This window comes from Paenibacillus sp. B1-35 (genome assembly GCF_050474385.1).
Classification (GTDB): Bacteria; Bacillota; Bacilli; order Paenibacillales; family Paenibacillaceae; genus Paenibacillus_B; species Paenibacillus_B alvei.
Genome location: NZ_JBCHVJ010000001.1, coordinates 360274 through 382876 on the forward strand (window position 1 = coordinate 360274; position 22603 = coordinate 382876).

A 22603-nucleotide genomic window follows, 5' to 3' on the forward strand; every position below is an offset into this window, starting at 1 on the left:
TTTGTTCTCCTTTGTTCGATCTCTAGTCAAATCTGTAGTCAATTCAATCATGTATAACCATTATTTTGAGTCATAGTTAAGAAATTCATCCATGTTTCCTCCTATGTTTAACCCTATATTATGAATGCGGTATCGGCGTTAAATAAGAAGCCTCCTATACCAGAAAAATGGATCCTGCCTGCACTGGAATGTCAGATTATAAAAAAACAGCACCGCCTTCTTATCTTTGCAGAAAGGCAGTGCTGTTGAACGTCCAACAATTTATAATTTAAGCTCCATCCCATCTTCAGCGATATAAAATGCTCGCTCCTGAACAAGATTCGTAAATGCGCTCGCTCGGTCGTTGACAGGATTCGTGTGATTAAAATGTGTAAAATAAATCTCTGTATGCTCCGCCAAGCCCTGCAATCGATCCATTGTTTCTGTCATAACAGGATGGGGGATTTCTTTATAATTGCGGCCCATGCGTTCAATCTCCTCGATCGAGTGGAACGTGCCATCTAATAAGCAAATATCTGCTTCCTTCGCCATGTCATAAATGTCGCGATCCCACTCATCCCAACGATCAATGTCTGGAATATATAGCAGCTTGCGAGTGGGCCCTTCAATCCAAAAACCGAACGTTTTAGATAGCTCATTGCGATGGGGAACCTCGATCGGCGTAATGCGAACAGAAGGCGACATCTGCTCCTGCTGTTCATGCTGGATAGGGCTCAATTGAATATTGTTCAATTCTACTAATTGTGACCATGGAGCATGGCTTTCCAGCATCTGCTTCATTTTCTCTCCACAGAAGACAGGAACATCTTTCGCGCCAATGGCTTCTCTTCCCAAGAACATTAATCCAGGATAGTGGCCGATATGGGCGTGTGTTAGCCAAATTGTATTCATAATCGTCCCTTGAAGATTGTACTTCCTTTGAATATGAGCCATCTGCTCACGCATGTCTGGTGTAGCATCAATAAGATGCCATTGCTTGCGCTCCGGTTCGATAATGGCTAAGGAAGCTGCATACCTGCGAGTCCCATGCTGCAATGCATTCATACAGTGCTGACAAAAGCAATTGGGATGCGGCACACCTGCATCTTGTGCAGTGCCGACGATATTAACGATGACTTCATTCATGACCGATTCCTCCTGCAGTCACATTCATTTGAACTGAGCGTACAGAGTATTCCTTCTTCACGATAGTCCAACCTGTTAATCCGTACAATAAATTGATAAGCGGGGCGAGGAACGCGAAGAAAATGTAAGGAATAAATTGCTCCGCGCTTACCCCCAGCATGTTGGCAGCAAATACGGCAGGTACGCCCCATGGAACTAAGGTGATGCCAACTGTGCCGGCTGCTTCTACACATCGGGATAAATTTTTCGTGTCAATGTTCATGTCCTTATATGTTTGTACAAAGGTTCTTGTCGGTAAAATAATCGCCAGAAATTGCGCTCCGCTGGCAAAGGCAACAAGGAAGGTGGACGCAAGTGTCGTCGCAATTAACGAGCCAGGTGTCTTGATCTTCGCAACGATGGGCCGAACAAGAGCATGAAAGATGTTTGTTCCTTCCAATAATCCACCTAGTGCAGTAGCAATAGTCAACAGACCAATCGTATTCAGCATAGAGACAAGCCCGCCTCGATTCAGCAAGGAATCAACGGCCTTCACTCCGGATTCCGCATGGAATCCATTCGTCATCGTGTTGATCATCGATGTGATTGTGTCTCCCTGCACAACAATGGAAATTACACCGCCAATAATGCCTACCAACAGCAATGTTGGCAGAGCCGGAAGCTTTTTGATCATTAAGAAAATCGTGAAAATCGGCAACAATAGCAATAGGGGATGAATAAGGAATGAATGTTGAATCCCTTTTAAGATCATATCGATATTGGCTGTATCGACCGCGCCCTCTGCCGTGCGTGTGCCAACTAGTGCGTATAAAGCAACGGCGATAGCAAATGCGGGGATCGTATCCCACAGCATATGGCGCACATGACTAAACAAGTCAGTTTCTGCCATAGCTGGTGCAATATTCGTCGTATCCGATAAAGGCGATAGCTTATCGCCGAAAAATGCTCCTGAAATAACCGCGCCCGCAATCAAGCCAGGGGAGAATCCCATTCCTTCACCGATGACCATGAATGCCAGCCCAATCGTTGCAATCGAAGTGAAGGAACTGCCAAGCGTAATGGCAATGATGCCTGTAACGACAGCTACAGCCGGAACGAAGAAAGAGGGATGAATAAATGATAAACCGTAGTAGATCATAGTAGGAATAACCCCACTTGCAATCCATGTCCCGACGATCATCCCAATGACAAGTAAGATGAATATCGCAGGCAAAGCTTTAGCTACGCCATTTACCATCATGTCCTGCAGCTCGCTCCATTTATATCCGCTAATCACCCCTACAAGAACGGTGAAGATGATGCCAATTATTAATGGGATGAACATGCCAGCTTTCCAAATAGAGATAGAGGCAGCTCCCGCAGCGATTAGCGCAAAAATAGGCAATAGCGCTAGACCAATGGATACTTGTCTTTTCATGTTCGTTTCACTCCTTTATATCGTAGATGTAATGGTTCATGTTCATAAGTCGACTTGTTGAACAATCTCTATAAAATAAAAAAGAACCTCCATCCCACATAGGGACGGAAGTTCCGCGGTACCACCCTGATTAACAAAAATAAGCTTTTGTTCACTTAATCTATAACGGCATTGCCGGACGCAAGTCAGCTCCCTAATTGTAATTCGCTGCATGCCCCGGCTTAGTTCGCACCAACCACCAAGTCTCTGATTTTCCGCCACAGACAGCTACTGTATTAGTTCAACGCTTTTTGATATTCTACTGTTTTGCTTTTTGACTTTCTTGCTTTCTTGCTTTTGGGCTTTCATGTGATAAATCACATTATAGTCCTCTTGAAACGTTTGTCAACCGTATTTTTCTGTTATCTTTGCTATAGCTCTGATTTCAATCGATTCAAAAAACGCTTCGCCACTTGTGAAATATGCTTATCCGAAGCGTGAACCCAGCCATAATAAAATCGCTCTATACTCGGTATTTCCAGCGCTAAGGGGATGATATGCAGACCATCTTCCTTGAAGGAGTAATCAATCCCGATGGTCACTCCAATTCCTTCTTTTACCGCATTATGAATTGCTTGTGTATTGTTGCTGATAAACAAGATGTCAGCCTCCCCGTACACTTCAATGAACTGGGTCATAAAGTTCCGAATATGCTCATCATCATAGAGAACGAACGTTTGATTGATCAGTTTTTCAGGTGTTAGAGCTTGTTCCCAACGCAGGGGAGATTGTTGATTGACACCTACGACCAGCTTACCTTCTAGCAGCTTCTGAAACGTTACATTGCGCTGCTGCTGGAGCAGGCTTTCCGATAATGCAATCAAGCCAATATCAATTTTATCCTGCTTTATGAGATCTAATATTTCTTTTGGTCCTTTTTCCATTATTTCGATTTTAACGCCCGGGAAATCACGCTTGAAGCTGGAAATGACGTCAATCAGCAGATGCATGGGGCCTGGGATGGTTGCAATTCGCAATTGTCCGCTTATCGTGTTGCTATAAAACTGCGCCTCTTTTTTTAACTCATTGATTTTCATGAGTGCTTCATTTGCAATGCGAATAATCACTTGACCTTCAGGCGTTGGAACCGCTCCTTGTCCGCGGGCACGCTGGAATAAGCGAATCCCAAGCTCTGATTCAAGCAGGGAAATAGATTGGCTGATTGCCGAAAGGGTTACGTGCGCTTGCTCTGCGGCTTTGGTCAGCGAGCCTGATTTGGCAACCTCAACAATGTTTTCCAACTGTTCGATATTCATAATCATGCACCTCAATTAAGTATTTCTTAATTATAGATTAAATTAAATAAATTTTAGTTAATAAATTACAATGATACAATATAGGCATAGCAAGAAACAACTGTCAATGAACAACCTCATATCTATATGTACATGAATAACAATCAAAAGAGGAGGAAACGAACATGACTGAAAAAAGAGTTGCTATTATTACAGGTGGCGCAAGTGGAATTGGGAAAGAGACGGCTTTGAAATTTGCTAGAAAAGGAGATCGTGTCATTGTCGCCGACTTCAATGAGCAAGCAGGCAATGAGGTCGTAAAGCTGATTACGGAGCAAGGAGGAGAGGCAATCTTCGTCAAAACAGATGTGTCCAAGCTGGAGGATGTAGAAGCGGTAGTGGACAAGGCTGTTGAAGCGTTTGGTCGTATTGATGTTATGTTCAACAATGCAGGGATTGGACGGATTACACCTGTACTTGATCAGAATCTGAAAGATTATCATGATGTCATTAATGTCAATCAGCACGGTGTGACCTACGGCATTATTGCTGCTGGGCGCAAAATGAGAGAATTGGGCATCAAGGGCGTCATTATTAATACTGCCTCTGTCTTCGGATTTTTAGCTTCTCCCGGCACATACGCTTATCATGCGACTAAGGGAGCTATTATCATGATGACAAAATCGGCTGCACTTGAGCTCTCTGCATATGGAATTCGTGTTCTGGCGGTTGCACCTGGCGCTGTCGACACGCCAATCATTCAAGGATACAAGGATAATGGCATGGTCGATGCGATGAAGGCAAAGGTCATTGGCAATAAGCTGACCCTGCCGGAACAAGTTGCAGATACGGTATACTTACTATCCCTCGATGAGGCCAGCGCGATTAACGGCAGTGTAGTCATGGCGGATGAAGGCTACGCTTCGTTTAAATAATATTTTGCGTTGACATGAGATGTTGATAAATGGACAAGCACCTCGCATCCTAAAATAAAGGATCAAGGTGCTTGTTTTGTTATTGAGAAGCGCTTGCGGCATGAGTTCAGGAATACACGATAAAAGGCGATGGTACAGCGAAAAGGAGCATAATTATCTTGTTTTTGGGAGATAGTTTCCTTGAGGTGATGACAATGAAAAAGAAGTGGCCTGCAATTGCAATCTCTTCGCTATTGCTCTTTGTACTTTTTATGCCTTTACAAACATACGCACACAATGGGCACGTCCCATCCAGTACTGATACTCTTTTGTATCAAGATATGCTGTTACTTATGCTGCTTCCGCACATCCAGAAAGCTGTCAACAACTATTACGATAAGATATTGACGACCAACCCCATCGTATATCCCTATGAAATCAACATTATAGAGGCAGCGAGAGCTTCAATGAACCGAAGGTATGACTTCCTTATTATGTTTGAGGTTCAACCGGTCGTTGGACCGCATATTGCGGTGGGGAAGGATCGAATCACCCTCGAATTGTCACCGCTCCTTCTGAGCACTGTAAAAATAAACAGTTATTCGCACATTGAAACGAACGAGCTTCCACCAAATTGGCAGCATATTTTACGAATAAAATTTAGTTCTACAACATCACTGTTGCAAAATAGTGATACGCACATATGATGTTATGATATTTGGTTGGTTTTGATTGGAGAGGTACTGCGAATGACAATTACACCTTTACAACGAATTGCTAGCAGCAATAAGAATGTTTTTGTCGCTGATTCTGTTGGCGAGGCTGTAGTATTATTAATCACTGGCACCCCCCCGAACGCTGTAAACATTGGAAATGTAAATGGCATTTGGCCTCAATTTGAATCCTTCAATAATGACAATAATGTGTGGTTTCAACAGGTTACGGGCCCAATGTTTGTTTGGGCCAAGCAAGGCGATAAGTCAGGGAAGGGATACAGTTTTGCCGCAGCATCTGTACCTTTACCTATTGTTGAAGGAACGGATGAACTTTCTTATCTGATTTTTTTTACTTTATTTTGTAATCAGCCTAGCAATATGCGCATTACGTTAATCGATGCTTTTGGAAATCCAGTGGTTCCAAATTTCCCGGATGATTTAAATGTTGAACTTGTGGCAATCCCCTCGGACTTGGAATCTATCAAGGAGGGGGTTCCTTGGCAGAATGTTCGATTTTATTCGGTTTCAGTGTCATTTAATCCTGAGTTTGTCCTTCCTGGCTCTCGTTTTCTGTTTACTTTCCAGGTTATGAATCATTTGCAGGGAGAGGTGGGTTTAGCCTTCGTTGCTGATATTTACCAAATAGCTGAATATTGGTATGACAATGGTGTGACGGGCCCAACAGGTCCAACTGGACCAACAGGCAGCACCGGAGCAACAGGAGTCGCAGGAGAACCGGGAGTGACGGGAAGCACCGGGGCGACAGGAGCAACCGGAGCGGCAGGAGAACCGGGAGTGACGGGAAGCACCGGAGCAACGGGAGCAACGGGAGCCGCAGGAGCACCGGGAGTGACAGGAAGTACCGGGGCAACAGGAGCAACTGGAACCGCCGGAGAACCGGGAGTGACGGGAAGCACCGGAGCAACGGGAGCAACGGGAGCCGCAGGAGCACCGGGAGTGACAGGAAGTACCGGGGCAACAGGAGCAACTGGAACCGCCGGAGAACCGGGAGTAACGGGAAGCACGGGAGCGACAGGAGCCGCCGGAGAACCGGGAGTGACGGGAAGCACCGGGGCAACCGGAGCAACAGGAGCCGCCGGAGAACCGGGAGTGACCGGAAGCACCGGGGCGACAGGAGCAACTGGGATTGCGGGTGAACCAGGAGTGACCGGAAGCACCGGAGCAACAGGAGCCGCAGGTGAACCGGGAGTGACCGGAAGCACCGGAGGAACTGGAGCCGCAGGAGAACCGGGAGTAACGGGAAGCACCGGAGCAACAGGAGTCGCAGGAGAACCGGGAGTAACGGGAAGCACCGGAGCAACTGGAGCAACAGGAGTCGCAGGAGAACCGGGAGTGACGGGAAGCACCGGGGCAACAGGAGCAACAGGAGTCGCAGGAGAACCGGGAGTGACGGGAAGCACTGGGGCAACCGGAGCAACTGGAGCCGCAGGAGAACCGGGAGTGACTGGTAGTACGGGAACGACTGGTGCAACTGGGGCCGCAGGAGAACCGGGAACGACCGGAGCGACAGGAGCAACTGGAACCGCAGGAGAACCGGGAGTTACGGGAAGCACTGGGGCAACCGGAGCAACCGGAGCCGCAGGAGAACCGGGAGTGACTGGTAGTACGGGAACGACTGGTGCAACTGGGGCCGCCGGAGAACCGGGAACGACCGGAGCGACAGGAGCAACTGGATCCGTAGGAGAACCGGGAGTGACGGGAAGCACCGGAGCAACAGGAGCAACTGGAGCCGCAGGAGAACCAGGAGTGACTGGTAGTACGGGAACGACTGGTGCAACTGGGGCCGCCGGAGAACCGGGAACGACCGGAGCGACAGGAGCAACTGGATCCGTAGGAGAACCGGGAGTGACCGGAAGCACCGGAGCGACAGGAGCAACTGGGATCGCGGGTGAACCAGGAGTAACGGGAGCGACCGGAGCAATAGGAGCAACTGGAGCCGCAGGAGAACCAGGAGTGACGGGAAGCACCGGGGCGACCGGAGCAACTGGAGCCGCAGGAGAACCGGGAGTAACGGGAAGCACCGGAGCAACTGGAACCGCCGGAGAACCGGGAGTGACCGGAAGCACGGGAGCAACAGGAGCCGCGGGAGAACCGGGAGTGACGGGAAGCACTGGGGCAACAGGAGCAACTGGAGAACCAGGAGTGACAGGAAGCACCGGAGCGACAGGAGCCGCAGGAGAACCGGGAGTGACGGGAAGCACCGGGGCAACAGGAGCAACAGGAGCAACAGGAGAACTGGGAGTGACGGGAAGCACTGGGGCGACCGGAGCAACTGGAGCCGCAGGAGAACCAGGAGTGACTGGTAGTACGGGAACGACTGGTGCAACTGGGGCCGCCGGAGAACCGGGAACAACCGGAGCGACAGGAGCAACTGGATCCGTAGGAGAACCGGGAGTGACGGGAAGCACCGGAGCAACAGGAGCAACTGGAGCCGCAGGAGAACCAGGAGTGACTGGTAGTACGGGAACGACTGGTGCAACTGGATCCGTAGGAGAACCGGGAGTGACGGGAAGCACCGGAGCAACAGGAGCAACTGGAGCCGCAGGAGAACCAGGAGTGACTGGTAGTACGGGAACGACTGGTGCAACTGGGGCCGCCGGAGAACCGGGAACGACCGGAGCGACAGGAGCATCTGGATCCGTAGGAGAACCGGGAGTGACCGGAAGCACCGGAGCGACAGGAGCAACTGGAGCCGCAGGAGAACCAGGAGTGACTGGTAGTACGGGAACGACTGGTGCAACTGGGGCCGCCGGAGAACCGGGAACGACCGGAGCGACAGGAGCATCTGGATCCGTAGGAGAACCGGGAGTGACCGGAAGCACCGGAGCGACAGGAGCAACTGGGATCGCGGGTGAACCAGGAGTAACGGGAGCGACCGGAGCAACTGGAGCCGCAGGAGAACCAGGAGTGACGGGAAGCACCGGGGCGACCGGAGCAACTGGAGCCGCAGGAGAACCGGGAGTGACCGGAAGCACTGGGGTAACAGGAGCAACAGGAGCCGCAGGAGAACCGGGAGTAACGGGAAGCACCGGAGCAACTGGAACCGCCGGAAAACCGGGAGTGACCGGAAGCACGGGAGCAACCGGAGCCGCGGGAGAACCGGGAGTGACGGGAAGCACTGGGGCAACAGGAGCAACAGGAGTCGCAGGAGAACCAGGAGTGACAGGAAGCACCGGAGCAACAGGAGCAACTGGAGCCGCAGGAGAACCAGGAGTGACTGGTAGTACGGGAACGACTGGTGCAACTGGGGCCGCCGGAGAACCGGGAACAACCGGAGCGACAGGAGCAACTGGATCCGTAGGAGAACCGGGAGTGACGGGAAGCACCGGAGCAACAGGAGCAACTGGGATCGCGGGTGAACCAGGAGTAACGGGAAGCACCGGAGCAACAGGAGCAACTGGAGCCGCAGGAGAACCAGGAGTGACTGGTAGTACGGGAACGACTGGTGCAACTGGGGCCGCCGGAGAACCGGGAACGACCGGAGCGACAGGAGCAACTGGATCCGTAGGAGAACCGGGAGTGACTGGTAGCACTGGGGCAACAGGAGCAACTGGGACCGCAGGAGCACCGGGAGTGACCGGAGCAACAGGCAGCACCGGAGCCACGGGAACAAGCGGAGTAACGGGAGCGACCGGAGCAACAGGCAGTACAGGAGCCACGGGAACAAGCGGAGTAACGGGAGCGACCGGAGCAACAGGCAGCACCGGAGCCACGGGAGCAAGCGGAGTAACGGGAGCGACCGGAGCAACAGGCAGCACCGGAGCCACGGGAGCAAGCGGAGCAACGGGAGCGACCGGAGCAACAGGCAGTACAGGAGCCACGGGAGCAAGCGGAGTAACGGGAGCAACAGGCAGCACAGGAGCCACGGGAGCAAGCGGAGCCACGGGAGCGACCGGAGCAACAGGCAATACGGGAGCCACGGGAGCGACCGGAGCAACAGGCAATACAGGAGCCACGGGAATAACCGGAGTAACGGGAGCGACTGGACCGGCCGCCTCGGTTTCTACAAAAGCTATTTTATTTGGGGGAGCCAACTCAGGGTTTCAGCGGATTTCCGGCTCTCCTGGCGCAGTATCCAATACAATTCCATATGTTGTACTCGGTACAGGAAATGTGTCTGGTTTTTCAGGTTCAATTAATGTAAACAATTTACAAGCAGGCGCATATTTATTTCAAATTTGTGTTGACGTTGCAAATAATGCTACTTCCCCATCTCCAAGTAATATCCTATCAACGATAACGATAACAACCACAGCACCAATAACTGGAACTGTCGTGTTTTCTATCCGATCTACAGATATTGGTTCACAACCAGTATACGTATATAACCCAACACTTTTAACGGCACCGGCAACAGTAACGTGGACTAGTGTAGTACCTGGTAATACAGTAGTAAGGAATAATGCGATATCACTCTACTCTTCGCCTAATATTACCCAAAGCGCTGTCTATACGGTTTTCTTCACAACTACTTCTTAAAAACACACTATTACTCCGTTGCATTAATTTTGAAAAGAATCTTATCTCAGATATGCTGAATAATAAATATAAGCCACTGTACTTGAACAATCAGTTCTTCTGTATAGTGGCTTTGCTTATATACAACTATTACGGTCCGGAATAGAGCCGAAAACCATCGAATCTGTCAGCAAGATTTTCTATTTGTAGCGGATGTATGGCACCAACAATTATATAATTGAATTGCCCGGAGAATTTCACAATGTATGTAGTGGGAAATACTTGCTTGATAGTCTTAACTATTGCTAAGAGCAGTGGTGAATCGGGTGTTGTCACGTTCACATTTAAGGCAATAAGTCCATTTGGACTTATATGCGACCGAAGAGTGCCACAAAACTGCACGGTCGATAAATGAGCAGGAATGTAAATTTGCTGTGAATAGCAATCGACAACGATGACGTCGAATGTGTTATCCGTACCGCTTATATCTACACGGGCCCCTGATTGACAATGTCAGCGTCTTCAACTTCAGCCCCATATATTGATAGCTGAGTTGTATGACCTCTGGATCAAGCTCTAGCCCGGTAACCTTCATATTTGAAAAATCCGCCGATCCAGTAACCAAGTGACAGTGATAGGAATATGAGACCAATCATATTGGCCATACAATCATAGAAGTTCCAAAATAGGGTGCCAAAAAGCGGGATGCCGCAATCTCAATCGCCATAATAGATGCGCCCGTAATACATACATAAACATACAAAAAACGGATTGCGCACTTGCTTGCCACGTTTAGACCTCAACTCTGCAACGATTGAAAAAATGGTTTCTATAGAGTAATCACATACACAGGGAAAATGATTGTACTGCAACAGTTTTCAGACAATTGATCCCTTCATACAGATCAGCAGTAAGTGCAAACTGAACTAAAAATCAGCGAGACAGGGCGAGCTTGACTTCACAGCGCGCATAAAATATCATTGTTCCATAACTATCAAACAATATGATTTTACATACAAGGAGGCTCAAGAATGAAGGGTGTAATCGTAACGAAACCAGGTGGACCTGAGCAATTGGAGCTGGCAAATTTGCCAATCCCCGAGCCCCAGGCAGGCGAACTGTTAATCGAAGTGCACGCAGCGGCTGTGAATCGTACAGATATTGTCACGCGGGAAGGCAAGTCTGGGTATGCGACCAATCCGATATTAGGGGTAGAAGTAGCTGGTACGGTCATTAACGTGAATGGTAAAAGCACCTTTTCAGTTGGAGACAAGGTAATGGGACTTGTCAATGGCGGGGGATATGCTGAGTATGCGGTCATGCCAATTGATCGCGCAATTCCTGTTCCAGATTCCTTCTCATTTGCTGAAGCAGCGGCGATTCCTGAAGTGTTCCTGACCGCATACCAGACGCTTTATTGGCTAGGCAAGCTTCAACAGGGAGAAACGGTTCTTATTCATGCTGGTGCAAGCGGGGTGGGGACAGCTGCCATTCAACTTGCCAAGCGAATTAGCAATGCCACTGTAATTGTAACGGCTGGTTCCGCCAAAAAGCTGGAGTTCTGCCGTGAGCTCGGTGCAGATGTGCTCATTAATTACAAGGAGCAATCCTTTGATGAAGAGGTGCTTCGTGCTACGAACGGGCAGGGTGCTGATGTTATTCTCGATTTTATAGGTGCGGATTATTGGGAGAAAAACCTAGCCAGCATCAAGAAGGAAGGCCGATGGGTGCTCATTGGCGTGCTCGGCGGGGTCAAGGTACCGCAAGTGAACTTATTTGCCTTAATGTCAAAATGTGTGCAACTTACAGGAACCTTGCTGACGCCAAGAAGCGATGCGTACAAGGCGAAGCTGACACAGGATTTCATCCTTAACATTATGAAGCACTTCGAAAATGGGAGCATAAAGCCGATTATAGATACTTCTTATCCACTCGAAAAAGTAAGCGAAGCTCATGTTCACATGGAGAGAAATCAAAATATAGGTAAAATCATTTTAAAGGTGAAATGATTAGCCTTTTTACCAAACAAATAAAATATATTCATGAAAATCGAGGGCCGCTAATATAAGAATAGCGGTCCTTTTTGCATGCCGCATGTGTAGGCAATATTTTATTTGTGTAAACAGGAGGGGAGAGGAGAATCTGCTTAATAACAGGCTTGGACGTGTTACCAATGCATAAAGACAATCATCAATAACATATGAAGGAAGGTAATGGCATGGGGAACAAAAAATGGTTGGCATTGCTTGCTTTATTAATAGGACTAACCAGTTTGATTTCGACTGCTGGCGCTTCTGAGGTCATTTCACCGCAAAAGCGATTGGCAATCTATTATGGCTGGCCTTCTGTCGTAAATGGTGCGGCTGGAAATGTGGCAACTGCATCGAACACCTTTGCACAGTTTGATATCATCGTGTTTGGGGCAGGTCTTGAAGACACGACACATGGAGATCATTCGAACACAGTTGCGATTATTAACAATTTAAATGCACTCGGCGGCAAGAAGGTGTTTGGGTACGTGAATTTAGGATGCACTCCGAACCCTGATACAACAGCGATTAAGCAAAAAATCAACAAATGGAGTGGTATGAACATATATGGTGTGTTCCTTGATTGTGCTGGATTTGATTATGGGGTAACAAGAACAATCCAGAATGATGTCACGGATTATGCGCATGGAAAGGGGCTCAAGGTGTTTATGAACGCCTGGAATCCGGATGATATTGGAGGAGATCTTAACGAAAAAGGAGTGTACCAGCCTTCCCGTATCGGTGCTGGTGACTGGTATCTTGCCGAAAGTTGGCTAATATCTAACAATTCGTATTTATCGATTTCTGACTGGTCAGCTAAAGCTGACAAATGTCTAACTTACAAACGTAACAAAGGCATTGAAACGGCGGTTATTGCCACGAACGCAGCAAATAGCGCACAACCAACCGATAATGGAACCGATAAGTTTAAAATGGCGTGGTGGGCGGCAGCCATGTACGGATTTCCGTTCCAATGGAGCGATATCTGGTATTCCGCTGGTAATAATGTGCTGAACCTTTATCCAACCCCAGTGAATTACGGCACGTCATTTACAGGAGATCCTGTTCATCATACAGGCCCAATCAGCAATTATCGCACAACAGACACCGGCACGATCTATGTGGTAGGTAATGGTGCTAGCACAGGGACAGGATACTTTACGGCGAATTAACAAATTCGCTATAAAGCCAATTTTTTGCTAGCCTACACCACTCTGTATTGTCCGTAGGTACGATTCGATTATAGAAAAGGAAGGGGTGTCCCAGAAGTTGAGAGCGACTAGGAACACCCCTATTAATGTAAGATGAGGGCTTAGTTTCTGCCTGTAATTAGACTTAATACCCCATATCCTTTAATATTTTGGATAACGTGCGCAGACGTTCGCCTATCATCTCATCGTCATTGCTTAACGCTTGGCTGAACAGCTTAATATCCTCATTAATTCGCTCATTGTCCGTACATACCGCCACGGTCATGGCATCTCCTTGCAGGCCAACTCGGTCGATGATAGGCTGCTCGGGATCATAAAGATGCTCATATCGATACGCTTCACGAAAATGTTCCAATGAACGACAAATCAGAATAGACAAATCAAGAACACGATGAAGAGGGAGCTCTTCGGATTGTCTGGACCATTTTTCTCCCGTGTATCTCCACACTTTGGCAGAAATATCGATCTTTCCTCTATCGTTCCATTGGGCCAATCCTAACGAAAGGCCTTTGGCATCTGTATTGGGAGCGAGTCGGCCGTCAATCTGCTCATAGTTTTCCGACACGACAACAGGTTTATGTTTTAACGTAGTAGGTATTTTCACGTTCTGACCCTCTTTTCATTTACTAATTTACTAAATGACTGTTTCATCTTATCTTGGATTTCAATGATAGTCAATCTGTCGGGTATACTGGGACATATAAGAAAACGGCGGGGAAGCTTCCCCGCCAATTGCAGTAAATTACGACAATAACTTAATTCTTAGGAGGCTTATTATACCCTTTGTCTCCATAGGGCTGCAATTTTTCAAGCCATGGCTTTATGATTTGCTTCACTTCCCAGCGTATGTCGGTTACCTTATCAGCTTCCTTCTGCTCCAGAATCTCATAGGTGAAGGCATCCGATCCGAACTCCTTCCAATCCTTTTGAAGCTGAGCATTTGCGAATCTGCCCATGTCCAGCTGCATTTGTATCGTAAGCCACTTATTTTTCAAATTAGGATAGCTGTCAATATAGATTTTGCCGTTGACGGTATTCTTAATCTGGACAACTCCCATGTAAGTCTTGATCTGTTTGAAAGCTTCAATAAGCTCCTTGCGCTTGTTCATATCCATGTTGTTTGTTCTCCTTTTCAAGGTTGAAGAGTGATGTGAATTATATATATCTAGTGATCATCCGAACTAACTTAGCAGGCAGCTCATGCAAATCCGAAATATCCAAAAAACGATCATTCCCGTAGATTTCCTGGATGATGTCCTTGTCTTGACCGATTGCGGCTGCAAGGAATCGAACTCCTCGTCGCTCGTATTCCTCAATCGTTTGCTGCATGTCGTTTACTGCATTATTCCCTGTGTAATCGTCCATTGCTTTGGGCTGTCCATCACTAATGCTAATGAGCAGCTTGGTTTGTTGAGGGGATACGGCTAATCGTTCCGCTATCATTCGCAGCGCCATTCCATCGCGATTATTGCTTCTGGCCTGGATGTTCATGAGCCTGAATCGGTCGCTAGGATCTGGCTTCTCAAAGTCGGTGTAAGCAAAGATCGACATTTGCTCCATCCTGGAAACATCTGCCGTGTCGCCGTAGATGAGTATGGGGATCTGGCAAATCTGACAATATTCATAGACTGCCATTACCGCTTGTTTAGCCGCTTTCAATCTGCCAAACGCAGACATCGATGCGGATTCGTCAATCCTGAGGCCAACCACTAGGGAAGGGGAATCAGATGGAGGGCGTTTTTTAGCAAAATACCGATAATCCCTGTAAGCCACACTATCCGCCTGAAATTTGCTTCCATAGTAACGATTCCTAACATATTCGGAAGATACCTCATGTTCCAGCAGCGGGAGTGTTTTTCGGGCAATCTCCCTCACGATTGGCATGAGTCCTTTGCTGAGACGATCGTATTCGTACTGATCTTCTAGCGTATAGTCTGGACGGTGAACGATAAGCTTCACCTTATCATGAATCGTATTGGACACTAATTCTCTGGCAGCACGATTTAGCTTTTTGCGAAAGTCGCGCTCTTTTTGTTGTTCATCCTCAGTCATTAGATCCGGATTTGCCTGATGATAGTGGGGGGAGCCGTCTTCACCGGTATCTGTACTTATCATTGTATCGTCGTGAGGATCCACAGATGTTCGTGATGAGCTATCCTCACTATCCGCAGACTTTCTCAGTGCTATGCCTCTTTCCTCAGTTAGGCTGTCAGCATCATAGTCAAGATCCGAGTTGATATCTCCCCATGTTTTGATTTCTATTGTATCACCGATTTTTTGTTTTTTTTTTACCTGATTCGCAGTGTCCTCTAAGGCAGCAAGCAATCCATGCTTCTCAAGTGCTTCTTCCAGAATCTTAATTTCTTCGTCATCGGTTGTTATTTTATAGATGACCTTATGATATAGGGACGCTTTGACGGAGGCTCCTCCAGCAACTGCATCTGTCCAGTAGAAAAAGGAACGCATTCCAGCCACGCCTTTGATCGCATTTACTCGGGCTGTTCGATCCAAAATGATAATGACATCTGCTAATAAGCTAAGCACCTTTTCATCCTGATAGCCTGTTTTGGACATCGCGCGTTCCATCATGACCTCTTTGCCGGGCAGATCCATCTTTTCCGAGTGTTGAACTCTGTCGCGTAGTGCTTCGTTTAACGGTCTGGCTCCCGCATAGCTTCGGTTTGTTGTGATGATTGCGATAAAGTCTGGGTGTCTGTGTATGATCTTAGTAGGGAGGTTCATGCTTCCATCCAGTTCCAGAGCAGAGTTTAACGCCATCAATACCGCTGCATCTCGAATCACATTAGGTTCTTGAATTTCTAGAAGATATCCTTTTTGAAACGCTCTAACGATCTCCGATGGGTAAAATCGATATTCAACAGTCTCTCCATCGGTATTTTCAACCGCACGCTTCATTAGCTGCTTCATTTGTAAGGTAGCCTGTTCCTGTGTAATCTCTAGGGCATCCATTAAAATTTCCGTTACGCGATGCATACTATCGCTCTCATAGATTGCTTGCCACATGCGTTGCTCCGCAGGTTCCACCTTCTCTAATTGCTCAGAAGGAATGACTGGCAAAATGGCGCCGATAATATCTGATTTATCCATATCGGCAAAGCAGGTTACTTTCGTATACGGCAATCCGAAATTAGCTGATAGCGCTTTGGCTAGTTGTGTTTTACCGGAACCGGCATCGCCTTCTAACAGAATATTGGCAATTTTCATTTCCCCGCGATTCCAGTTGCGCTTTACTTCTTTACAAATACGCTGTTCTTCTTCACTGATCTGATGAGAGGAAGGCTTCTTCCAAACCAGCGTTTTCTCTTCATCCGTCAGTTGTCTCGCAGGGGACAAGACATAGGTTTCTTGTACGTTCATTTCATGATTCTCCTTATCCATCATGATGCGGAGCTTCGCTTATCGTTTGCTTTTTTTCAAAAAGGAGAGGGGTGAGCAAAAGGGTCCCCGCAATAATCAATATACCGCTCAACACAAATACAGTAAGCAGAGAAAACATCTCCTTCAAATAACCGGATAAAAACATGCCCACGACCATCATGCCCATAAAAACAGGCGTGATCACGCCGGATACTCTGCCCATAAATGCACCTTCTGTATTGCGCACTATAAGTGTCTGAATGCCGCCATGAATACATGGGTAGAACAAGCCGCTAATTACTAAGAGAACAACGGTTAGCCAAATCATGGTAGACGCGCCAATGCCCATCGTACAGACGGCCGCGACAAGCAAGCCGATCATGAGCAGCAACTGCGGCTTTACCTTTTTAGCGATCCCCATGATGGCAATTCCGCCTGCGAACATGGCTGCTCCGTTGGCCATTACAAACCACTGTAAATCTTGTTTGTTCAATCCCAATTTCTCGATGACAAGGAAGATTTGAAGCGGTTGCGTCAGACCTGATGCTAATCCGACAGCCGCGAAGGTCATGCAAAGTGTGCGTAACGATTGATTCGACCCAATATAGCGCAGCCCGGCTGTCAGCTCCTTGATGAAGCTGCCTGCATCGTTTGATTGCGGTTCTTCCTCGTCACGTGGGAGTGAGGACAATATGAGCGAAGATCCCAGGAAGAAGACAGCCGTCAACATTAGAGATACGTGAATTCCAAACTGTATAAATAGAAATGTGCCGATAATCGGACCCAAGACCGTGAAGATGGCGACAAGCGTTTGGAACATCGCCATTACGCCTTGCAGTTGTTCACTTGGTACATGCCGCTTGAATAGTTTCATGGCCGAAGGCTGAGAAAACTGTGACAGACTGGCCGAAATAAATGATCCGATGAGAAGGGCAATCCATCCGTTGTTCAAAACAGCAATCAGCACAGCTACAACGGACAAGGCAGACAGCAGATCGCTCCATACCATCGTTCGCTTCGGCTTCCATCGATCGGCAAAGGTTCCGCCAATTAGTCCGAATAGAAAAATTGGAGCAAATTCCGCAACTGAAATTAGCGATACATAAATCGGATTATTGTTTGTCAATTCGGTAACATACAGCAGAACTGCATAATTCCGGATCCAAATTCCAAGTTGGAGCAGCACCCGGGAGAGAATCACGGTTCGAACATATCGATTGGACAACATGTCAATACCCCATATCCTTTAAAATTTTGGATAGATTGCGAAGGCGCTCGCTGATCATCTCATCATTGTCACTCAGCGCTTGACTGAACAATTTAATGTCCTCATTGATTTGCTTATTTTCCGTATTAATGGCCACGGTCATGGCATCTCCTTGCAGGCCAATCCGGTCGATGACAGGCTGCTGCGGGTCATATAAATGCTCATAGCGGTATGCTTCGTGAAAATGAGCTACAGAGCGGCAAATCAAAATGGATAAATCAAGCACACGATGGAGGGGAAGTTCCTCCGAATTCTGCGCCCCTTTCCCTCCCGTATGTCTCCATACCTTGGCGGAAAGTTCGACCTTTCCTCTGTCATTATGCTGAGCCAATCCCAGGGAAAGAACTTTTGCATCTGTGTTCCTGGCGAATGGGCCATCGACTTGCTCATAATTGTCCGACACGACCACAGGCTTGTGTTTTAACGTAGCAGGTATTTTCATTTTCTCCCTCTTTTCAATTTTGTATTTACTAAATTACTAATTTACTAAATTACTGCTTCAGTTTATATTGGAATGTAACGGGAGTCAATCTTTTTTTGCGCCCGTTTTTTTGCGAATTACGTGAACCTGATCATTTCTCTCGTGATCTAATGAACCGGAGAGAGTAGTTTGAGATCCACATTTTAGGAGGGAATCGAAATGAATGTGAAGAAATCAGTTGTCGCTGTAATGCTTGTAAGTGCACTTTCTGCAGGAGTTTTAACTGACGCGGCATATTTGCCAAGGGCTTTTGCCCAGCAAGCGAAGGCCAAAATCGAGGTTAGCGAAGAAATGATTGCGAAGGTGAAAAAGGCAATAAAGGATGCCATGCCAAATTCGGCTTATGAAATTGTCGATTATTTGCAGGTAGGAATGCCGGATTTGCCTGACGGGGAGTACATTCGTTTCGAGCTAAGGGACAAACGTGGAAATATAGTCGTCAATTCACAATCCGAAGAAATCGTGCTTTTCAGCCTGGTGGCGGATCTCAAGGATGTACCTTTGTCCATTCTAACTGCAGGCAAAAATAAACTGAAAGAATTGGATCCGAAGATGGCGCAGGTAAAAGACGCATCTAGAGGCAAGGATACGTGGACCCTGCACGGTATGAATTTAGCTACTTTTGTCACTATTGATGGAAAAAGCGGAAAAGTAACAAATGCAACCATTAGCTATGCGAAGGCACCAGATAAATCTAAGGTTGATATTGCGCGTAAAACGATGAAACTCTTAAACGGCGGACAGGATGTAAAGGTGCTTGATGGGGTGAACCTAAATTATAATCCTCAGAACAAGGAGGGAAAGGTGCTGAAGTTCTTTGATGAAGGATTGAAGAATTCTATCCTGCACAAAGTGCACATCGGAGCGGATACCGGGAAAGTATGGGGGGCCGAATTGCTTCGAGAAAAAGAATACTATAAATCCGACGATGAATATAAGCAAACGTTCGCCCAGCCGATACTCACGTCCGAACAGGCGATCACCAAGGCTGCGCCGACGGCAAAGCAGCTATTTGGCGTTGATTTGAAGGGATCGAAGGTAGCGATACAGCTCGACCGCTATACGTTCACGAAGCAAGGACAGCCGACCGTTATCGCGCTTGTCAATCCGAAAGGGACATTCCATACATTCGAGCAGCAGCCAATGAAGGGCCTGAAAAATTAACCTGCAAAAGCGATTGAAACCATAATAAGATCACAATAAGTTGCAAACAGAACAAAGGAGCTGTTGGAAAGGTAGAAAAACTACCGCTCGACAGCTCCTTTGTCAGATATGTATAGGTAAATGGATCGTCATACATTATCTGTTGTACAGTCCCTCATACTCCTCTTTCGTTATGCCGAAATAAATCTCGTCATAGTACCTGCCGTTCGTGTAAATCATGTTGCGCAGTCTGCCTTCCTGGATGAAACCCAACTTGCGATGCAAGTTCATAGAAGCTTCGTTGAAGGAGTAAATGCAAACGGTCGCTTTTTGATATCTCAGCTCGAAGAAATAATGCTTCAAAATGGTAAGTATCATATCGCTGGCGTAGCCCTTGCCCCGAAAAGCAGGGAAGACAGAAATCGCATAATCGAAGGTTCCGTTTTTTGAGTCGCAGCCATCGATCTCAATGGTACCAACAACGTTTCCCTGTTCGGCATCCTCGGCGATCCAGTAGAAATCATGGCTATTTTCATCAGCTCCCTGCGAGATTTGCTCGATCCATTCTTCCATTTGCGCTTGTGTCCGTGGAAATGCGATCGAGTCCATATTTTGCAGTATGCTGTCATCCAAACTGTCAAATATGATGATATCATCTGCAACAGGTGCGCGAAACCGAATACGCTTGCCTTTCCAATACGAAATCTCCATTTGTAAATTACCTCAATTCGTTAAAATTAGAATAAAATATGTTCTAGTAGCATCTGTTTTTTATTCGATTAATCTTCTTTTTCTCCTTTTCTATTTTCATTTTATAGTAACGCATGTCTTTCTTTTTTTGGAGCGCTTCACTGCATGCGTATACCTTCTTTAATAGATTTAAGTATACATGATTCGTTTTGCTGATCATCCATTTTCCATTTTCATAGCATAGGAGAGCATTCGTCACATCCTGCTCTTTGCACATGCCAAGACAGATATCGAACCAAGCCTCACTCATTGCTCGGCCCAGACCCGTTTCCCGCCAACTATCAAATTGCAATAATAGCTGTTCCCATTGTCGGGCAGATGCGAAAGCTTGGCTGCAGTCGTTATTCATCACATGCAGCTCGGTGATATTTAGGAGTGCAGATGCCTTCTCACTTGGGTCGCTGATAGACGCTAATTCCTTTTGTTTATAGGAAATGGCTTTTTCATATTTTTTTAACTCTTTTGCTCGGTAAAATAATGACGTTGTGTCAGCTCCAGCTTCCTGTTCAAGGATGGAAAACAGCTTATCAGCCTCTTCATGATCTTGAAAATCAATTGCTCTGGACAACAGACTATCTGTTGACTCCTTGTCGATGCTGTCGGGGAACCATGAGGCCATCCTTTGCAGGAACGCTTCAATTTCTTCCTCGGAATAAAGGGATCTCAATCGATCTTTCCTCTCGAATAAATAGCCGTTCGATTTCGTCAGCTCATATTCCTCAAGGTACTTGCACGTATTTTCGACTCCTGCAGAAAAGAGAAATTCATCAAAATAGCCGCAATAGGTATCAAAATTAGCGCATTTAGCTTTTTCATAGAGCCATACATGTTCTGGTTTACGGAACTTTGCCAACAAATAAGAAAGGAGCAGCAAGGAATCCCCGTAACCTTGAAAAGAATCATGGGTTCGGCTCTCTACTTCATTTTCCATCAAAAATCGAATGAACTCATAATCCTCATGCTTCCAGTCATATTGAATGGCGACTGCTGCCGCATATCGTTTGAAGTAATTTTCGTCTTTTTCTTGGTATTCGAACTCTTTCCATAATGGTTTGGAGTTTCTAATCGTTTCAATATTTCGAATGATTTCTTTAGGCTCCAACACATATCCCTCCAAATCTACATGTGAATGTAATCGATCAATCCATTTTAGTTCTATCCTCTATCTTAACAAAAATTAAGGCGAACCTTAACGTTTTGTTCAAGACAGACACTGTTGAAAATTGATAACGTTATAGGTGTCATAACGGGCTGCTCAACATTTAGAATTCATACCCATCCATGCAAATGCCTATTATTGAGAAGGCAAAGGGAACACCGAATCACAGAGGATTATTATGAGAAGGGGAGAACCGAATGAAGTTTACTACTTTTAAAAAAACATCAATTGAAGTATCAGAAATTGGATTTGGGACAAATGCGGTAGGTGGGCATAACAATTTCGCTAATGTAAATGAACTTACCGGTAAACAAACTGTCCAAGAAGCCATTGATCAGGGAATAACGTTCTTAGATACAGCGGATGCCTATGGATTCGGTCGTTCGGAACAATTGATTGGAAAGGTTATTCGAGATTGCCGGAATAATCTAGTGCTTGCTACCAAGGGAGGGATCGAGAAGCTCGACAACGGCAGCATACGCTTCAATAATGACCCCCGCTATCTAAGAAGCGCAGTGGAGGCGAGCATGAAGCGGCTTCAGACGGATTATATCGATTTATACTATCTTCATTTTATCGATGGGAGTATCCCGCTTAGTGAATCTGTCGGAGAACTTACTCGTCTGAAGTCAGAGGGGAAAATACGTGCAATCGGCATTTCCAATGCGACGATCGAGCAAGTAAAGCAAGCAAATGAAACAAATGAGCTCAACGTGCTGCAAAGCCCTTATCACATGCTGGATCGCTCAGCTGAACAGGAGCTGCTTCCTTATTGTATGGAACATGATATTTCCTTTATTCCGTATGGGCCTCTCGCGTTCGGCATATTAGGAGGAAAGTATCAATCCGATATGATACTGGACGATGGGGATTGGCGCAAGGATTTGGCATTGTTCCAGCCGGATATGTTCACGCGGCATCTAGCTAGAGTAGAGAAATTAAAAGCCATTGCAAGCGAGGAGCAGCTCACGCTGCCGAATTTGGCACTTGCTTGGCTGCTACATCAGCCAGGCGTCGACGCAGTCATTCCTGGCGGGAAGCGGGTAGAACAGATTCGCAACAATGCAGAGGCCAGCGGCATTCCTCTATCTGCATCAACTATGAATCAAATTAAACTCGTTCTCGAAGAATAACGTAAATATACACAAGCCCACACATTCTTCATGATGGAGGGCTTGTGTTGGCTCTGCCGCAGCAATTTACATAGCTTCTCTCCCTGTATACAATAGAATCTAGCGCTTCTATGGCGAACAAGGGGA

The 22603-nt window shown here is 46.7% G+C and carries 17 protein-coding genes, 1 pseudogene and 1 other annotated feature; of the genes and pseudogenes, 7 read left to right on the forward strand and 11 right to left on the reverse strand.

The window, feature by feature from the left end; translation table 11 throughout:
* Window positions 1-261: 261 nt before the first annotated feature.
* The 3 genes from ACQ5BJ_RS01715 to ACQ5BJ_RS01725 form a co-directional block, all read right to left on the reverse strand.
* The gene (locus ACQ5BJ_RS01715; RefSeq protein WP_005549207.1) at window positions 262-1125 is read right to left on the reverse strand and encodes an MBL fold metallo-hydrolase; all 864 of its coding nucleotides are present in this window, start codon (window positions 1123-1125) and stop codon (window positions 262-264) included.
* A complete protein-coding gene (gene nhaC / locus ACQ5BJ_RS01720; protein WP_430108057.1) occupies window positions 1118-2542 on the reverse strand; it encodes a Na+/H+ antiporter NhaC in 1425 nt (474 codons plus the stop codon). The genes ACQ5BJ_RS01715 and nhaC overlap by 8 nt, the downstream gene beginning before the upstream one ends.
* Before the next feature lie 97 nt (window positions 2543-2639).
* Window positions 2640-2835 (reverse strand) — a binding site (T-box leader).
* Between the two features lie 117 nt (window positions 2836-2952).
* Window positions 2953-3837: a LysR family transcriptional regulator gene (locus ACQ5BJ_RS01725; RefSeq protein ID WP_005549205.1), complete on the reverse strand. Its 885-nt coding sequence runs from the start codon at window positions 3835-3837 to the stop codon at window positions 2953-2955.
* A gap of 164 nt (window positions 3838-4001) precedes the next feature.
* Between ACQ5BJ_RS01725 and ACQ5BJ_RS01730 the strand changes: the two genes are divergently transcribed.
* From ACQ5BJ_RS01730 to ACQ5BJ_RS01740, 3 genes are all read left to right on the forward strand, one after another.
* On the forward strand, window positions 4002-4751 hold the full coding sequence (locus ACQ5BJ_RS01730; protein ID WP_430108060.1) for an SDR family NAD(P)-dependent oxidoreductase: 750 nt from the start codon (window positions 4002-4004) through the stop codon (window positions 4749-4751).
* A gap of 194 nt (window positions 4752-4945) precedes the next feature.
* Window positions 4946-5437, forward strand: a complete 492-nt coding sequence (locus tag ACQ5BJ_RS01735) for a DUF3888 domain-containing protein (RefSeq protein ID WP_268593595.1) — start codon at window positions 4946-4948, stop codon at window positions 5435-5437.
* A 42-nt stretch (window positions 5438-5479) separates the two neighbouring features.
* Window positions 5480-9946 carry a collagen-like protein gene (locus ACQ5BJ_RS01740; protein ID WP_430113380.1) on the forward strand — a complete coding sequence of 1489 codons (4467 nt, stop codon included), beginning with the start codon at window positions 5480-5482 and terminating at the stop codon, window positions 9944-9946.
* Between the two features lie 129 nt (window positions 9947-10075).
* Here ACQ5BJ_RS01740 and ACQ5BJ_RS01745 read toward each other — a convergent pair.
* A pseudogene (locus ACQ5BJ_RS01745) lies at window positions 10076-10414 on the reverse strand (spermidine synthase); the annotation flags it as partial.
* A gap of 542 nt (window positions 10415-10956) precedes the next feature.
* Between ACQ5BJ_RS01745 and ACQ5BJ_RS01750 the strand changes: the two are divergent.
* A complete protein-coding gene (locus tag ACQ5BJ_RS01750; protein ID WP_005549201.1) occupies window positions 10957-11934 on the forward strand; it encodes an NAD(P)H-quinone oxidoreductase in 978 nt (325 codons plus the stop codon).
* A gap of 209 nt (window positions 11935-12143) precedes the next feature.
* Window positions 12144-13127, forward strand: a complete 984-nt coding sequence (locus tag ACQ5BJ_RS01755; protein WP_430108066.1) for a hypothetical protein — start codon at window positions 12144-12146, stop codon at window positions 13125-13127.
* Window positions 13128-13290: 163 nt separating this feature from the next.
* On the opposite strand, the gene ACQ5BJ_RS01760 is transcribed toward ACQ5BJ_RS01755, so the two are convergent.
* The 5 genes from ACQ5BJ_RS01760 to ACQ5BJ_RS01780 all read right to left on the reverse strand — a co-directional run bounded on the left by ACQ5BJ_RS01760 (window position 13291) and on the right by ACQ5BJ_RS01780 (window position 18253).
* The gene (locus tag ACQ5BJ_RS01760) at window positions 13291-13770 is read right to left on the reverse strand and encodes a DUF6530 family protein (RefSeq protein ID WP_005549197.1); all 480 of its coding nucleotides are present in this window, start codon (window positions 13768-13770) and stop codon (window positions 13291-13293) included.
* A gap of 151 nt (window positions 13771-13921) precedes the next feature.
* Window positions 13922-14281 carry a GIY-YIG nuclease family protein gene (locus ACQ5BJ_RS01765; protein WP_005549195.1) on the reverse strand — a complete coding sequence of 120 codons (360 nt, stop codon included), beginning with the start codon at window positions 14279-14281 and terminating at the stop codon, window positions 13922-13924.
* A gap of 40 nt (window positions 14282-14321) precedes the next feature.
* Entirely contained in the window at window positions 14322-16544 is a 2223-nt protein-coding gene (locus ACQ5BJ_RS01770; protein WP_430113381.1) for an AAA family ATPase, read from the reverse strand.
* Between the two features lie 13 nt (window positions 16545-16557).
* A complete protein-coding gene (locus ACQ5BJ_RS01775; RefSeq protein ID WP_430108072.1) occupies window positions 16558-17772 on the reverse strand; it encodes an MFS transporter in 1215 nt (404 codons plus the stop codon).
* 1 nt (window position 17773) lies between these two features.
* On the reverse strand, window positions 17774-18253 hold the full coding sequence (locus ACQ5BJ_RS01780) for a DUF6530 family protein (RefSeq protein WP_005549191.1): 480 nt from the start codon (window positions 18251-18253) through the stop codon (window positions 17774-17776).
* 198 nt (window positions 18254-18451) lie between these two features.
* Here ACQ5BJ_RS01780 and ACQ5BJ_RS01785 point away from each other — a divergent pair, with 198 nt between their 5' ends.
* Window positions 18452-19456, forward strand: a complete 1005-nt coding sequence (locus ACQ5BJ_RS01785; protein ID WP_430108075.1) for a hypothetical protein — start codon at window positions 18452-18454, stop codon at window positions 19454-19456.
* A 135-nt stretch (window positions 19457-19591) separates the two neighbouring features.
* Here the strand turns inward: ACQ5BJ_RS01785 and ACQ5BJ_RS01790 are convergent, their stop codons facing one another.
* Together ACQ5BJ_RS01790 and ACQ5BJ_RS01795 are read right to left on the reverse strand one after the other, a co-directional pair.
* Window positions 19592-20146 carry a GNAT family N-acetyltransferase gene (locus tag ACQ5BJ_RS01790; RefSeq protein WP_005549187.1) on the reverse strand — a complete coding sequence of 185 codons (555 nt, stop codon included), beginning with the start codon at window positions 20144-20146 and terminating at the stop codon, window positions 19592-19594.
* Window positions 20147-20189: 43 nt separating this feature from the next.
* Window positions 20190-21287, reverse strand: coding sequence for a hypothetical protein (locus tag ACQ5BJ_RS01795; protein WP_430108078.1), 1098 nt, complete (start codon window positions 21285-21287; stop codon window positions 20190-20192).
* Window positions 21288-21541: 254 nt separating this feature from the next.
* Here ACQ5BJ_RS01795 and ACQ5BJ_RS01800 point away from each other — a divergent pair, with 254 nt between their 5' ends.
* Window positions 21542-22477, forward strand: coding sequence for an aldo/keto reductase (locus ACQ5BJ_RS01800; protein ID WP_430108080.1), 936 nt, complete (start codon window positions 21542-21544; stop codon window positions 22475-22477).
* Window positions 22478-22603: the final 126 nt, after the last annotated feature.